Source organism: Caldifermentibacillus hisashii (assembly GCF_039654145.1).
GTDB lineage: Bacteria > Bacillota > Bacilli > Bacillales > Caldibacillaceae > Caldifermentibacillus > Caldifermentibacillus hisashii.
Genome location: NZ_CP155467.1, coordinates 3,106,710 through 3,122,306, shown reverse-complemented (window position 1 = coordinate 3,122,306; position 15,597 = coordinate 3,106,710). Strand labels below are relative to the sequence as shown.

Here is a 15,597-nt window from a genome sequence, read left to right as displayed (position 1 = left end):
GGCCACTCGTATTATTGAAACAAACATTGTGTACAATCAATTTGTGTATATATTGCTCTGTCAAAAATATGCTCACTACCTTTACTAGTTAATTTTATCTTATAATAGTCTTTCATCAGTAGGCAAATAGAAACAGTTATCCGAATTAATTCAACTAACGATTATCGGAGTGAAAAACCTTCCTTCTAACTGGATTCATATTTGTTTGATTAATGTTTAAAGTGATACTTTGTTCTTAGGATATTAACATATAAAATTGGCTGTATTGTAGTGAACTGCTTAAAATTTATGTTTGTGAAAACCGTAACAGAATTGTAAGATTCATACTACGCTTTCTCCTTTATAATAGGGATGATATCTAAAAGAAAAGGGATGTGCCGGTATGAAATGTTCTGTCTGTAAACACGAAATGTATTATCGTTTTATCGATGATGCTTATTATTGTCCCAGTTGTGATTTATGGTTTGAGGAGAACAACGCAGAAACCGACTATCATGAGAACCAGATTAATCCAAATGCTGAAGAAGACTATGCTTTAGTTCTTGACTTTCAAGCAAAGGACCAAAATCTCATCGCTTTTAAAGAATATATGAACAAACTAAATTCCCAACTTGAACAAGATGGCTATAACATTTTGAAATATATGGTTGAAACTGGACAAGATGGGGAGATAACCAGTTATAAACCTTACCATATGGAATTAATGATTCACTCTAATCATGCTCAAAAAGAAGCCTTTAATAACTATATGGATGAACTATTCGAACGTTTCTTAATAACAAAAGGGATTGTATTAAATCATTATTCCTTAAAAGAACTAAACACTGTCCCTGTGTAATATAAAAAATGATTTGCAAAGCCCAGTCTTAAAATGGCTGGGTTTTTTGTTCGTTTATGTATAAATGTCCAGTAAGGAGGAGAGTTGCCCTATAGAAACGATCGATAAGCCGTGTATGAAACAAAACCATTTGAAATGTCCCATAAATAAAGTACTATAATAATGATAAAGAAAACTCGGCAATTGCCGAGCCTTTAGGCGACGGCAGAGCCGCAAGAGCACTTATGCGTTAGGAAAGTAGAAATTGAAAAATTTTTACTTTCCTATTAGCCAAGGAAAACTTACTAGGAGTGGTCTTCTTGAAATTTGTATTTGATTTGGATGGTACGATTTGTTTTAAAGGTCAACCCGTTTCAGAAAGAATCCTGAAATCGCTAGAAAAGTTGGAAGCACAAGGACATCAAGTGATTTTCGCTTCTGCAAGGCCGATTCGTGATTTACTTCCCGTGCTTGATAAAAGGTTTCATACTTATCCAATGATTGGTGGAAACGGGGCAATTGTTGCAAATCAAGGTCAAATTATTTCAACCGTACATTTCGACACTAAAACGCTTTTAAAAATTAAAAGATTAATAGAGTTATATGAGGTTACCTATTTGATCGATAGTTCTTGGGATTATGCCTATACAGGACCGGCAGATCATCCCATTTTACATAATCTTGATCCGCAAAAACTTGCAAAAAATAGACCATTAACTGAACTAAACCCAATTGTAAAAATACTCATGCTTACTTCCAAAAAAATTGGCCAACTAAAACGGGATCTTGCCAAACTGGATGTGGTCGTCAACGTCCATGGCAATGAAGGGGTGCTTGACATCAGTCCAAAAGGAATTAATAAATGGTCAGGATTACAGCTCTTGTTAATTTTGGTAAAAAAGTTTTATTAAAAGTGGTATACAAGAATGAAAATTGAATTTAAAAACAATTGTTGGAGGGTGCTACCATGTTCGGACACTTTGGATTTTCATATGTGGGTTTTATTTATCTATTGATGCTGTTCATTCCGAATATTCTCTGGACAAAGTTTAAACCTGTAAATTACCAGAATATCGTCTCGAATGAAAATAAGATATTATTGTGGCTGGAACGTGTTGGACAGGTGGCTGTTTCTTGCGTGGTTTTAATTTTCAATGACTTTAATCTGAAACCATTTTCCCATTGGAGTTTATGGCTAATTATATCTTTTATTTTGATGATAATTTATGGAGTTTTCTGGATATGGTATTTTAAAAGTAAACATACGCTAAAAGATTTTTATGGAAGCCTCTTTGGAATCCCGGTTCCAGGAGCCCTTTTACCGGTATTGGCATTTCTGCTGCTGGGGATTTATGGGAAGGTGATTTGGCTTATTATCTCTATTATTATTCTTGGAATCGGTCATATCGGAATTCAATGGCAGCATTTGAAGGAATGTGAGATAGAGAATTTATGATAATTGACATGAGCATGTAGAAAGACTTATTGGCTATCGACAATTCATTTTGGTAAGTTTTTATATTAATAACCATCAATCAGCCTGTATATGTAAACGTATGATAAACATGTATAATAATACATATGACTATTGCTATTTTTTACCTAAGTTGAGGAAATGGAAATAAACAAATGGTTAAGGAGAGGGTTCTCATGAATGACTTATTTGCTAAATATAAGGAGTCCATCACGTTGTCGTACCAATATGCATTTCGATTATTATTACATTTAAAAAATGTGATTTCAGCCTCCCAACAAATAATTCCACCCGGGAATGAATTATTGAAAGAAGTGTACAGAGATTCGATTGTAAAAAAATATGAAATTCTTGAAGATCAGCTTTGGAAACTGTTGTCTAAAATTTTTAAGGCATCCGGTTTGGAGTTGAATAGTCCGAGAGCGTGCTATCGACAAGCGTTTATTGAGGGATGGATTGAACAAATTGATATATGGGATGATATCTTAAGTTCACGAAATGCAACTGCACATGTCTATAATGAAGATGACTACGAAAAAATTATGCAGAAAATTGTCAATGAATACGTTTATCAACTCGAAGCATTGCTTCAAAAAATTAAAGAAGAAGTGATTGACAATGATGTATGGAATTAGTGAACGAGTATTTGAGCGTCTTATGACCTATTTTCAAAGTGACACTGAAATTCGAAAGGTCATTTTATTTGGCTCACGTGCTAAAAATACGGCAAAATTCAATTCTGATATTGACTTATGCATTGATTATTCAGGAACGAAAAAGGGAAAGGTGATTCGTGATATTGATGATCTTGTAGGTATTTATTCCTGTGATGTGCTTTTTTGCGATTCTTTAAATACGGAAATTAAGCAACAAATTGAACGTGACGGCAAGGTAATTTATGAAAAATAATAGCTTATATTAAAGGACTTTGTTCGCTGATAGTATCACGTTTCATCGATAAAACAAAAAGAAGGGAAAATGTTCTATGGAACCGAAATGGCTCGAATGGGCGAAAGAACTGCAATCAATTGCACAGGCAGGATTAACCTATTCAAGAGATGTATATGACTTAGAAAGATTTGAACAAATCCGAGAAATCAGTATGGAAATTATGTCACAATATACGAAAGTGGACCAGTCCGTATTGAAAAATCTCTTTGCAAATGAAACGGGTTATCCAACGCCTAAAGTGGATATACGAGCAGTAATTTTCGAGGATAATAAAATTTTGCTAGTTAAGGAAAACAGTGATGATAGTTGGTCTTTGCCCGGGGGCTGGGCAGATATTGGATTAACACCAAGTGAAGTTGCTATAAAAGAAGTGAAGGAAGAATCGGGGTTTGATGTAAAACCGGTCAAGCTGTTAGGGGTACTTGATAAAAAGTGTCATCCCCATCCCCCGTCCCCCTATCATGTTTACAAAATATTTATCCAATGTGAAATTATTGGGGGCGGACCTCAAACGGGAATTGAAACAACTGCTGTTGGCTTTTTTGCCGAGAATGAGTTACCAAAATTGTCTGAAGGTCGAAACACAAGATCCCAAATTGAGATGCTATTCCGGCAAGTTAATAATCCTCAGGAACCTTTTTATTTTGATTGATTAGAAATACTGTTAATGAGATATTTTTAACAAAGAGGCACTAAGAAATTAGGTTCTTCGTTCTTCGCTAATTAAAGATTGAATGTTTAATATTGGAAAAGTGAGATTATGAAATTAGAGAATGAATAAGGAAGATGTTCAGATGAAAATTCTTATCGTTGAAGATGATCATACAATTGCTGCTGGGCTTGAGTATACCTTGCAACAAGAACAATATGAGACAATAATATGCAGTGATTTCCAATCTGCAGAAACACTGATTGAACTGAATTTAGAACAGTTTGATTTAAGCTACAGTCATTTCATTAGTGATTAGTATTGTTCTGTTTTTATCGGTCTCGTATTTTAAAAAAACGATGCAAGAATCTTTTTCAATGACTCAAGATGGTCCGGATTATGATATGAGTGTACTGTTCAATGGACATTATGGCAGTGAAGCAAAACAAGCCTTCGAAAAAATAACAGAACTGGATGGCGTTACAGAACGTATCATAATGCAAGATTTTACCTTTGTTTCGCAAATTGACGAAGCAAAAGTTCCAGATAGTGTTCGCAATTATGTCATTCATTCAGAAAATGGAAAAATAAAGTTTCAAGTAATCCTTCATGCTTTGGATCAATCGAGTTTACAAGCTTATGCTGAGCAAATTGGTGTTAATGATGATTTGTTGAATCAAGAAAATAAATTGCCGGCGATTGTTATTAATAAAAATAATTATCAGGATATCGAAAAAAAGCAGTATGTGAAAGAGAAAGCCGTAAATGTTGAAGTCGGTGATTTATTAGATTTGCAATACGAGGATTTGGATACCGGGAAGATAAAGGATGTAAATAAAGTTGAAATTGTTGCATTGACGGATAAACAACCAATGGGGTTAAGAAAAATGATATCCCCCGGAGAAATTCATGTCGTTGTTTCAGAGGATACTTTAAACAAATTACTTGCTGAACACCAAAATATTATTGATGAATCTTACTACTATCTATATTTAAACAGTAAAGATCCAATAAAGACAGAAGAACAAGTTGATGAAATGAATCTTTCCATTCAGCCAAGTATATATAATGTGTATCATTCTCGTATTCAGGATGAACAGATGAGTAGAATCATTCAGGTATTTGTATATGGTTTTGTATTACTAATCTCGGCAGTTTCCGTAGCAAATATTTTTAATACAATCTCTACCAGCATAGCATTAAGAAAACGAGAATTTGCCATGTTGAAATCGGTAGGTATGACACCAAAAGGATTTAATAAGATGTTAAATTATGAGAGCATCTTTTATGGGATGAAGGCTTTATTATATGGATTACCCATTAGTTTGGTAATTATGTATCTCATGTATAGATCGTTTAGTAACAGTTTTGCGTATCGATTTAATTTGCCCTGGGTCAGTCTTCTCGTAACGGTTTTGGGAGTATTTATCATCGTTGGAGTGACCATGCTTTATTCCAGCAGTAAGGTGAAAAAGGAAAACATTATTGATGCTCTCAAACAAGAAAATATTTAAATGAATACAATGACTTAGCATTCTTGTTTTTTAATCATACGTATTTGTTTAAGTATGACGGATTTATTTTTAACATACTGATTAAAAACCCTCAAAACGCTGAATTTAAAATGCTGACTAAAAAACCCCTTCAGAAGCGGGCGAAGGGGTTTTTGCATGCTAATTTTTCTCAAAGATGACGAATAAAACACCAATGAAAATGAGGATGGATCCGATCCAAAACATGATACCTAAGCTTTCTCCAAGAATCAGCCATCCAAGTAATGCTCCTACCACGGGCTGAAAAAAGAAAAAGATTCCCCCGCTTGAGGCGTTAAGCATTTGTAATCCACGATTCCAAAAAAGAAATCCACATGCCGTTGAGATAATACCCAAATACAAGACTCCGCCCGAAATTGTCGGTTGAGTCAACTCAGAAAAAGGAATCTTGTGTAACCGTGGCAAAACAAAAGGGGTCAATACGGTTAGCGCTACCATGATGGAATAGGTCGTTACGACAATTTGAGAATAAGCACTCGGTAAAAGTTTTACCAGTACAGACATCAATGCCCATGTTAAAGCAGCAGTAACCAAGGAAAGGCCGCCAAGTTTGCTGGACAAATCCATATTTCCAATTCCAACAATGAGAAAAACTCCAATGGTCGCTAAACAAACAGAAAGTCCCTTTTTTAACGTTAACTTTTCTTTTAGGATGAAACGAGCAAATACAACCATAAATGCCGGCGTTGATGAAGTAATAATCGCTCCCATTTGTGCTGAAGATAACATTGTACCCGTTTCCTGCGTAACGATGGAAATGGCATTACCAATGATTCCAATGGCTATAATGATGAAAACATAACGTTTCTCAATACGCCAGTTTTGTCGAGTGATGAAACCAATCACGAGTAATGCGAAAATCGCCACAACATAGCGCATCCACACAAGTTCCAGTGGCGGTATAACCGATACGACAACTTTAACAACAACGTACATACCGCCCCATATACTTGATGCGAGTATTAAATATAATGAACCTAATAAAGTATTTTTCATTTATTGTACCCTCCGTTTTTTCTTTAGGTCGAATGCCCCTAACGGAGAGAACAGTCACCTTCCCCCATTAAGAGCAGAAGGGTCCTTTTGGTACGTCATTCTCAAATAATGGAGTACAATACATTCGAAATCACCCCCGGTTCATCTAAAGACAAGATTAGCACCAAAAAAGATGGCATTAATTATTTGCTAGAAACATAATGTTGTGCTCTTTGCTAAAGTTTTTTAGCAATCGAAACTATTTGGGCTAACCATTCCGATAATATACATTTTATTATAAAGGAAAATTCGAATTTTTTGTTAGCTAATAGCAGGAAAGTATAAATTTTTCAATTTCTACTTTCCCAACGCATAAGTGCACAAGGAAATCTTCGCGGGAATACATCGCAGCCGAAAAAATTTTATATTTTTCCGGTGAACTAGAGAAGCTTCGGTAGCATTACCTCGCAAGCGAAAATGTATTTTCGCTGACTACGGCTCAGCTCTCGTCTAAACCGGCTCTAATGGACAAAATATGAGGTCAAGCAGATAAAACTGTCCAATAGACGGGCTCGTGACCACTGAAAAAAGCCATTTTTTTTATGTAAAATTTGCTGTGTAGTGTAAGAAATTTTCTGTAAATGGTATTTTTTACAATAGAATTTAGATGAATTTTCTGTAAATGGTACTCTTTACCATAGAAATTAGTAAAAATGACAAATGTTTGGATATAATTCGCCTTTTTAGAGGATAGTATGGCGGCTATCCTCTTTAAATTTACTGCCAAGGCTGTGAGCTTGGCTTGTAAGCCCATGCTTTTTAGACCGTACCATTTGGCACGATCTAACCCGTGGAAATTCTTCATTTCGCCATTTTTCCCTTCTTGGCATGCTCTTTTTTTATACTTCTCTTTAAATCCCTCCGATTTCTGTTGTTGACTATACTCATAAAATTCTGGGGTGTTGATTCCGATCCCTAATACTTTCCCGACTGTTTTTCCGGTTATGCAAACTTCTCGCATTGGGCAATTTCTACATTGTTCTCTGTCAAAATAGTAATTATACGTTTCTTTTCCACATTTTCTTATGTAGTGTTTCTTTTTGATTGTTTTGTTTCCTTGACTACAGAACCACTCGTCAGAATCTTTGTTATAACTGAATCTTTCTTCGTCTATGCGATATGCAGCTTCACTTACAGGGATGTATGCCTTTGCTTTAAGTTCAGAGATTTTGTCTAAGATTGGCTTTTTAAAATAGGCTTTATCACCGTACACTTCTGGTATTTTTATTCTCGTTTTCTTGGTTAACTCTAATAATTCATCAAACTTCGTGCCATCCACATAAGCTCCATTACCAGTATGTACAGCTGTAATTATTCGATCTTCTGTTGTCATCATAAATTCCGTTTTATAACCAAAGAAAGGATCATTTTTGCTTTTATACCCTATTCTCGCTTCTTGGTCGACAATCGATCGTACCCCTCTTTGCTCTATAAACTTCGGGTCTGCTAAAATTTCTTTCGCATTATTAACGAGTGCTTTTGTTTCAGGTGCTTTCTCTAGTTCAACTAGTTCTTCTACCTTTGATACCGTTTCTTCAAGATAGGACTTCATTGTTTTTCTAGCTTCATCATGGTTTTCTATTTCTTTATAATCAGGGATTTCTTGGTTGATTTCACTTGGTATTTCTCCGTTTTCTTCTTTAACCGTTTTAAAGATTTTTTTCGCTAATTGTTTCATGACTCGTTCCGGTCTATATTTTTTGGTGTTGGCTTCTGTATGAGTGGAATCAATCGTTATACCAGAAACCTTTTGTAAAATTCCTTTTTCAATGCATTGGTTTATGATTTCAATAATAATTTCATCTATGGTGAGATTGCCTTCTAATCTACTTTTACGAAATTTTGTCAAAAGACTTGGGTGAGGGAGGTCGTCTTCCGGATTGATTCCTAAAAAATACATATATGCAAGGTTTAATGAGCAATTTTCTATAACTTTCTCATCAGATAAGTCATAGAGTTTTTGTAACACCAAGATTTTAACCATAAGTTCGGGCTCTTTTGCTGGCCTTCCATATTCTTTACAGTAAGTTTTTTCAAGCATTTTATTGATAAAACTAAAATCTACTTCATCTCTTAATAATTTAAGTGTATGATTTTCAGGAATTTTATCGTATAATATGGAATAGATGCTTAATTGATTATCTTTTTCTTTAAGCATGATAGATACCCCCAGTTTGGTTTTGGTTTGTAGTATAACTTTATTATACCAAATATTGGGGGTATTTTTTTCAATTTATTATACATATAATTATTTCGAATTTTCAGATTGACTTTTTCAGTGGCCCCGACGGGCTCTAATGGACAAAATAAGAAGCCAACCAGTTAAAACTGTCCAAAAAACCGGCTCTAATGGACAAAAAATAAAGTCAAGCATTCAAAATTGTCCAATAAACTGGTTCTAATGGACAAAATGCAAGGTTAACCAGCAAAAACTGTCTAATATACCGGTTCTAATGGACAAAACTTGAAGTCAACCAGCAAAAACTGTCCAATAGACGGGCTCTAATGGACAAAACTTGAAGTCAACCAGCAAAAACTGTCCAATAGACCGGCCCTAATGGACAAAATATAAAGTCAATCATTCAAAACTGTCCAATAAACTGGTTCTAATGGACAAAATGCAAGGTTAACCAGCAAAAACTGTCTAATATACCGGTTCTAATGGACAAAACTTGAAGTCAACCAGCAAAAACTGTCCAATAGACGGGCTCTAATGGACAAAACTTGAAGTCAACCAGCAAAAACTGTCCAATAGACCGGCTCTAATGGACAAAATATAAAGTCAATCATTCAAAACTGTCCAATAAAATGCCCGATTTGTGAGTTTTTTAGAAAAATAATCTTTTAAGTGCCAATCGTCTTTTATATTACTAATCAAAATAAAACAGGTCTTCAAATTTTTTATCCAGTGCAATACATAGGATTAGCGCTAATTTTGCTGTGGGATTAAATTGACCGGTTTCGATTGCACTAATGGTTTGCCGAGATACACCAACCATCTTAGCCAAATCTCCCTGAGATAATTTTTTTTCTGCTCTTGCGACTTTTAACCTATTCTGTAAAACTAAATGTTCATTCATACTTTTAAATCACCCCAATTACATAAGTGATGATGAATCCGATTGTTAAGATAGCTCCGATTATTGTATTAATAAGAAAAAACTTTTTGTCCGGTATTTTTTTATACTTGTAATAGGAAATAACAGTTAGATTGGCTGTCAATATTGAGAGCATATCTGTTACGGGTTGATTCGTGAACATTTTAAAGAAAAGGTAGAAAAATACTAATACAAAAATCCCCAACATTCCATGATAGACAGAATCATCATCAATTTTCTGTTCTCTTTCATCCATATCACGATTTTCCAGTCGGCTTTTTTCCAAAATTTCTTCTTTTTCCATGACAACCCCACCTTTCTTTTATGAATAAAGTATACTACATAAAATTAAAAAATGCAAATAAAACTTGTCAAAAAGAATATAAAACTTTACATATCATCTATAAAACTTGTCATAAAACCGACATAACAGTAAATAAAACACGGTAAAAAAACTGTCGGTTCATTTTTTGGCAGGCGCTTGGACTAATGAACGTGGTCATGGCGGCTTTGCAACAGAACACCTTCTTTTTGACGACCGGTTTTTTGCGCCACTTAAGTGGGTTCCATGCATTTTTCTTCTTAAAACCAAGCCTCACTCAATCGCCTGATTCCCTCGGTAATTTCTGCTTCACTTAAACCGCCGAATCCGACCAATAATAGAGGGTCTTTTGCCTGATTTTGATTCATCCAGTACTTAGCTGTCGGATATATCTTTACCCCCGAGGATTTTGCTTTTTCAATTAACGTTTCCTCATTATCCCCATTTTTCACTTCTATTAGTAAATGTAGACCTGATTCCTCACCAATAATCTTTACTTGTTCTCCCATAAATTTGCGAATGGACTGGTGCAAGGTTTCATGCTTTTTCTGGTAAATATGCCTCATTCTTCGCAAATGTTTTTGCCAATAACCTTCTTGCATAAATAAGGCAACCGTTTTTTGCAAAATTTTTGAAACGGGTTGCTCATAGGATTGAAAATGTGTTTGAAAGCTTTTGAGAAGTTGCTCCGGTAAAACCATATATGCCAACCGAATGGATGGTAATAATGCTTTAGAAAAAGTTCCCAAATAAATGACCTTACCAAACGAGTCAATTCCTTGCAAAGTAGGAATGGGTTTACCTTTATATCGAAACTCACTGTCATAATCATCTTCAATGATGTATCCGTCTACGCGGTCGGCCCATTGGATTAGTTTCATTCGATTCGCAATCGGCATAATCATTCCCATTGGAAATTGATGGGATGGCGTAACATAAACGATACGGGCATTGCTTTTAGCTAATTTTTTTAAATCTATTCCACCAGTATTTAGTTCTATTGGTATGATTGAAAAACCGTGCTGACGAAAAACTTCTCTTGCACCATCATATCCCGGATTTTCAAACGCAACCTTTTCGTAATGGTTTGGTTGCTGTTGACCGGACTTCCCATCATTACATCGCGGATTTTCACCTGCAACCGATGTACACCCAGATTTGATTATGAAACAAAGTAAGCTGAGTAGTTGCTGGATGCCGCCGCCAATAATAATTTGCTCCGGTAAACAGGAAACACCCCTTGATTGGTACAAATATTTTGCTAATTCCACCCGCAGTTCAGGTTCGCCTTGTCTGTCTCCATATGAAAAAATTGCTTGATCATACAAGACTTGATTGGTTAATTTCCTCCAAATGGTAACTGGAAAATGATCTTTGTCGATGTGTCCGTGTCGAAAATCAAAGGGGTAATTTGATTCCAAAGGTTGAACTGCTTCCAAACAAGAAAATTGGGAGCCGGAATCTTGGGATGGCGTAAAAAATTGTTCATCAAATTCGGCGACGTACAACCCACTTTTCGGTTTACTAAGGATAAACCCTTCTGCAATCAGTTGTTGGTAAGCGGCGTCAACCGTATTTTTGCCAATTCCCAAATGGTCGGCCAATTTGCGGATGGACGGCAATCGTGTTCCTTGAGGGATTCTTCCTGTTTCAATTTCTTTTAATAAGTATTGGTAAAGCTGTATGTAAAGTGGTGTTTGGTCATTTGGATTCAAATTCGGGGTTATTTCAAACATTTTGATCCCTCCAAAATATCTGTCCCTATATAATTATAAAAAATTGTCCCTTTTACTAGGGTCAATTTGTGATTATGATAGATTATAACATGATAAAGGGGTGGATGAAATGAGAAAGCTTGTGGCTTTATGACATTATTTTGCCTTGATATAGATATGTCGCACAAAGGTTTTTTTATAAAATGGGGGCCAAACAATTGAAATGGAAGCAGTATGACATCAATTAGCAAGGGGAACCCCTTCTTCACAGCTTTCTTAATATCATTTGAAATCCACTAACAAGGAGGAAAATCATGGTTTCTCTTTTCTTTACATATGTATTTTTAGGGTTATCCATTGCTTTGCCCGTTGGAGCGATTACGATTGAAATGACAAAGCAGGGGTTAAAAAATGGCTTTTTGCATGGTTGGTTTGTCGGTTTGGGTGGGATGACGGTCGATTTTATATTAATTATCTTACTGTATTTCGGACTTGCACCAGTTTTATCCTTGCCCGTTGTCCAAAGTTGGATGTGGCTAATAGGAAGTCTTTTTTTACTTTTTATCGGATGGGACAGTATAAAAAATGCTGAAAAAGACATTCACTTGGGAGATGAGAAACCGGAGAAATCATTAAAGTCATCTTATTTAAACGGATTATTTGTTGCCATCTCACCGGGAAGTGTCGTTTTTTGGTTGGGGATTTTTGGAACGGTATTGGCAAACTCTTTTAAGTCAACCGGAAATTCCGGTTTTTTTGTGGTTGCAGCCGGAATTTTGGCAGGTATCTTAATGCATGATTTAATCTTAATGACGATTATCGCAAAAACACGAGTCTTCTTAAATCGGACGATCATAAAGTGGATTTCCGTGATTGCCGGACTTCTGTTAATTGCTTTTGCCGTTTATTTTGCTGTTGAATTTTTTAAAAGTGTCTTTGAGATTGGATAGAAAGTTTTAATCGATAGAAAAAAAGAACCGCTAGCGTCAACGCCAAAAAAGCGAAAACACTAGCGGTTCTAAGCGACTAAAGAGAAAGGAACATCTTTTCTATATTTCCAAAAAATGGAATCATAAGAAACAGGACACCCTTTCTCTTTATCCGAATAAGCAAGAATAAATATTCAAGTAGGATCATTTACAATTTGATTCGCACATTTCTTGTTACCAACCTAATAATTCCCAGTACAATGAAAATTAGTAAAACTGTACCAATGATTGCATAGAAGGACAGGGTTAAATCCGGAATTGGCAGCCAAGCGGGTACAGGGTTCCCCCAAATACCGGCATTAATTAAGAAGATGGCAAGGGCAAGGACAACAAACAGCATACCTTTTATGCCACCAAATCGATAAAACCCTGACCCAATCATCCAACCGATCACATAATAAAAGAATAGATTTACCATAAATACGAGAAGTGATAATCCACTTATTTCTGCCACAGATGGTGCATCAATCACTGCCAAAATCATTTGAGCAATGAATGAATCTTCTTCTGCAATGCGAATATCTGGCAGTCCTTTTAATTCAATCGGCAAGTTTGTCCAATCAATCATTCCCTTTGTAAGAAAATGAATGATTAATGCAATGAGTGGAATAACAATGGCTAATCCTAATGTACTTATCGTTGCACCGAAAAAATAGTCCCTTCTCGTAATCCCATTTTGAACGTAATAGGGAAGACAACTGATTGACGTGATAATCCCGATAACTAACATATAAATATTACCGAAAATGTAACTTCTCGCATAAAAATCATCTACCGCTCTTACCGATTCCCCATTATGTATTAATGGATAAAGAATATGAGCGATATAAACGACAAACATGATTTTAAGAAACCATACTGTCCATTTTCCTTGCAGTGTAAATAAATCGATAGCAAGTTTCGTTCGAATTGATTTTTTCTTCATTTATTTCCCCTCCTCCGTTAGATAAATAAATAAATCTTGTAAATTTACCGGTCCGATATCCAAACCAATGGAACGAGCTTTTTCCTTTTCGTCCTCCGTTAAATTTCCGTATATCATAACAGATTTTGTCCGCCCTAAAGTTTGTTCACTTAATTTCATCTTTCCTTGGACAAATTGATCTACTTTAGAAAAATCCCCCGTAATGGCAGCTCCCCTTGATATTAAAGTTTCAAAATCATCATGAAAAACAAGCTCACCACGATGAATAATGAGGACTTCTTCAAATAAATAATCCATTTCCGACACAAGATGGGTAGATAAAATAAACGTTCTCGGATACCTTGCTTGGTCTTCTAATAATTCTTTGTAAAAAAATGTCCTTGTTGGCGCATCCATTCCTAAATAAGCTTCGTCAAATATCGTAATTGGCGCCCGACTGGAAAGCCCTATTGTCACATTTAAGGCCGCTTTCTTTCCTTTTGATAATTTATTAACCGGTTTTTTTAACGGTAGTTCAAAACGGTCCAATAAATATTTTGCATATTCTTCATCAAAATTTGGTCGATAACGTTTTACTGTATCAAACATTTCTTTTACTGGACTACTCTCATCTTTAAAGTCACGATCATAAATAAAGGCAACTTTTTGCATAATCCGTGCATTTTCAAACGGAACCTCGCCATCAATTTTAATTGTCCCGGCTGTCGGTTGGTTAAAAGAGGCAAGCAGTGATAAAAGCGAGGTTTTTCCCGCTCCATTCCGTCCTATTAACCCATATATTTTCCCTTGTTCTAATGAAAATGAGATATTTTTTATGACTTGCTGGTTTTTGTATGAAAGGCATACGTTATTAACCTCTATAAATTTGTTCACTTCATTCCCCTTCCCTTCACTCTTTTTATTAAATCAATTAACTCATCTTCGGTAATTCCTAAAATATTAGCTTCTTCAACTAATTTAATTAAATGGTCTTCGATAAATTTTTCCTTCCGTTGTTGAATCAATTTTTCTTTCGCTCCTTCAGCAACAAACATCCCTACACCCCTCTTTTTAAAAAGGATTCCTTCATCCACTAACTGGTTAACACCTTTTGATACCGTAACATGATTGACTTTATAAAAATTCACAAGCTGATTTGTAGAAGGTGCTTGATCTCCTTCTTTCAGCAAGCCGGTTACGATTTGATCTTCAATTTTTTCCCGTATTTGTAAATAAATCGGCTTATTGTTATCTAAGTTATTCACCCGTTTCACCACCTTAAATTGCCGGGATTTTTCAATGCCATGATTAGTTTACTGCTAATATAGTTATATACCTGTGTATATAAGTATATATGGAAAATAATTTTCTGTCAATAAATTTAATAAAAAATGGTTTGTACCTAAAAGCTCTTTTTCAAAATGTTATAACAAACTTTTTAAACATGTTGTGAAACTTTGTTATAGGTCATTCGTATTTTTTATATAAGGTAGGAGTTTTGTTTGGTTCTATCAATAATAGGTTCTATACTAGATTGCTGAAAAGGATTGGGCGTTAATTTTCAAAAGGTTGAAGTTGTGTAAAAATAAATGAAAGGGTGGAAAATGATGATAAGTATTTTTGGGACTTTTGCATTTGTGATTAAGTATGTCGTAATATCGGTCGTCATTGCTTTTATGTTATTTTGGATTCGCGAAATTAAAATCAACAGTGAAATTCAGGTCAAGCAGAACGAAGAAATAATTGAGCTAATGAAAAAACTGAATAAGTAGGAGCCATGGATCTTGCACTGGCATTATTAGCGAAGTATTTTTCTGACATTGCATCATGGAATATCCCTGCCGGCGGATTTTATATTTGGCTTGAATTGCGGGACGGTATATCCACAAGAAAACTATTTGATTTAGCCCTTCAGGAAGGCATTTTAATTAATCCCGGAAGTATCTATGACAAAAATGATCAAGTGCATCTCCGGTTGTCTTATTCCTATGCCTCATTGGCAGACCTTGAAAAAGGAATGATCCGATTATCGGAACTGATAAAAGGTATTATTGGCTAAATTTTTATTAAAAAGAAAGCAGATGCTCTAA

18 protein-coding genes and 1 pseudogene are annotated in these 15,597 nt (G+C 35.2%); 11 read left to right on the top strand and 8 right to left on the bottom strand.

Annotated elements, in window-relative coordinates; genetic code table 11:
* Nucleotides 1-382 precede the first annotated feature (382 nt).
* From NSQ14_RS15260 to NSQ14_RS15225, 8 genes are all read left to right on the top strand, one after another.
* A complete protein-coding gene (locus tag NSQ14_RS15260) occupies nt 383-838 on the top strand; it encodes a hypothetical protein (RefSeq protein ID WP_328187042.1) in 456 nt (151 codons plus the stop codon).
* 299 nt (nt 839-1,137) lie between these two features.
* Nucleotides 1,138-1,728, top strand: a complete 591-nt coding sequence (locus tag NSQ14_RS15255) for an HAD family hydrolase (RefSeq protein WP_326974034.1) — start codon at nt 1,138-1,140, stop codon at nt 1,726-1,728.
* 83 nt (nt 1,729-1,811) lie between these two features.
* Nucleotides 1,812-2,273, top strand: coding sequence for a hypothetical protein (locus NSQ14_RS15250; RefSeq protein WP_328187038.1), 462 nt, complete (start codon nt 1,812-1,814; stop codon nt 2,271-2,273).
* Between the two features lie 194 nt (nt 2,274-2,467).
* The gene (locus NSQ14_RS15245; RefSeq protein WP_034772345.1) at nt 2,468-2,926 is read left to right on the top strand and encodes an HI0074 family nucleotidyltransferase substrate-binding subunit; all 459 of its coding nucleotides are present in this window, start codon (nt 2,468-2,470) and stop codon (nt 2,924-2,926) included.
* On the top strand, nt 2,913-3,200 hold the full coding sequence (locus tag NSQ14_RS15240; RefSeq protein ID WP_034772392.1) for a nucleotidyltransferase domain-containing protein: 288 nt from the start codon (nt 2,913-2,915) through the stop codon (nt 3,198-3,200). The genes NSQ14_RS15245 and NSQ14_RS15240 overlap by 14 nt, the downstream gene beginning before the upstream one ends.
* Before the next feature lie 76 nt (nt 3,201-3,276).
* Entirely contained in the window at nt 3,277-3,894 is a 618-nt protein-coding gene (locus tag NSQ14_RS15235; RefSeq protein WP_346200023.1) for an NUDIX hydrolase, read from the top strand.
* A gap of 142 nt (nt 3,895-4,036) precedes the next feature.
* The gene (locus NSQ14_RS15230; RefSeq protein ID WP_141227971.1) at nt 4,037-4,210 is read left to right on the top strand and encodes a response regulator transcription factor; all 174 of its coding nucleotides are present in this window, start codon (nt 4,037-4,039) and stop codon (nt 4,208-4,210) included.
* A 58-nt stretch (nt 4,211-4,268) separates the two neighbouring features.
* A complete protein-coding gene (locus NSQ14_RS15225; protein WP_346216552.1) occupies nt 4,269-5,405 on the top strand; it encodes an ABC transporter permease in 1,137 nt (378 codons plus the stop codon).
* Nucleotides 5,406-5,564: 159 nt separating this feature from the next.
* Here the strand turns inward: NSQ14_RS15225 and NSQ14_RS15220 are convergent, their stop codons facing one another.
* The 5 genes and pseudogenes from NSQ14_RS15220 to NSQ14_RS15200 all read right to left on the bottom strand — a co-directional run bounded on the left by NSQ14_RS15220 (nt 5,565) and on the right by NSQ14_RS15200 (nt 11,635).
* Nucleotides 5,565-6,440, bottom strand: a complete 876-nt coding sequence (locus NSQ14_RS15220) for a DMT family transporter (RefSeq protein ID WP_346216551.1) — start codon at nt 6,438-6,440, stop codon at nt 5,565-5,567.
* Between the two features lie 688 nt (nt 6,441-7,128).
* Nucleotides 7,129-8,637: pseudogene (locus tag NSQ14_RS15215) on the bottom strand (IS1182 family transposase); the annotation flags it as partial.
* 712 nt (nt 8,638-9,349) lie between these two features.
* Nucleotides 9,350-9,559 (bottom strand): helix-turn-helix transcriptional regulator, encoded by a 210-nt coding sequence (locus NSQ14_RS15210; protein WP_216406739.1) that lies wholly within the window; start codon nt 9,557-9,559, stop codon nt 9,350-9,352.
* Nucleotides 9,560-9,563: 4 nt separating this feature from the next.
* Nucleotides 9,564-9,881 (bottom strand): DUF6442 family protein, encoded by a 318-nt coding sequence (locus tag NSQ14_RS15205; RefSeq protein ID WP_216406741.1) that lies wholly within the window; start codon nt 9,879-9,881, stop codon nt 9,564-9,566.
* Nucleotides 9,882-10,159: 278 nt separating this feature from the next.
* Nucleotides 10,160-11,635, bottom strand: coding sequence for a PLP-dependent aminotransferase family protein (locus NSQ14_RS15200; protein ID WP_346216550.1), 1,476 nt, complete (start codon nt 11,633-11,635; stop codon nt 10,160-10,162).
* 293 nt (nt 11,636-11,928) lie between these two features.
* On the opposite strand from NSQ14_RS15200, the gene NSQ14_RS15195 reads away from it, so the two are divergent.
* On the top strand, nt 11,929-12,564 hold the full coding sequence (locus NSQ14_RS15195; protein WP_346216549.1) for a LysE family translocator: 636 nt from the start codon (nt 11,929-11,931) through the stop codon (nt 12,562-12,564).
* Nucleotides 12,565-12,751: 187 nt separating this feature from the next.
* Here the strand turns inward: NSQ14_RS15195 and NSQ14_RS15190 are convergent, their stop codons facing one another.
* From NSQ14_RS15190 to NSQ14_RS15180, 3 genes are read right to left on the bottom strand one after another with little or no spacing between them, the layout of a single operon-like run.
* Nucleotides 12,752-13,528 (bottom strand): hypothetical protein, encoded by a 777-nt coding sequence (locus NSQ14_RS15190; RefSeq protein ID WP_346216548.1) that lies wholly within the window; start codon nt 13,526-13,528, stop codon nt 12,752-12,754.
* The gene (locus tag NSQ14_RS15185) at nt 13,529-14,401 is read right to left on the bottom strand and encodes an ABC transporter ATP-binding protein (protein ID WP_346216547.1); all 873 of its coding nucleotides are present in this window, start codon (nt 14,399-14,401) and stop codon (nt 13,529-13,531) included.
* Nucleotides 14,398-14,772: a GntR family transcriptional regulator gene (locus tag NSQ14_RS15180; protein WP_041845472.1), complete on the bottom strand. Its 375-nt coding sequence runs from the start codon at nt 14,770-14,772 to the stop codon at nt 14,398-14,400. Before NSQ14_RS15180 ends, NSQ14_RS15185 begins: the two co-directional genes overlap by 4 nt.
* 342 nt (nt 14,773-15,114) lie before the next feature.
* On the opposite strand from NSQ14_RS15180, the gene NSQ14_RS15175 reads away from it, so the two are divergent.
* Nucleotides 15,115-15,279, top strand: a complete 165-nt coding sequence (locus tag NSQ14_RS15175) for a hypothetical protein (RefSeq protein WP_176458939.1) — start codon at nt 15,115-15,117, stop codon at nt 15,277-15,279.
* Between the two features lie 5 nt (nt 15,280-15,284).
* Complete coding sequence (locus NSQ14_RS15170; protein WP_141227972.1) at nt 15,285-15,566, top strand: hypothetical protein; 282 nt, start codon at nt 15,285-15,287, stop codon at nt 15,564-15,566.
* Nucleotides 15,567-15,597 lie beyond the last annotated feature (31 nt).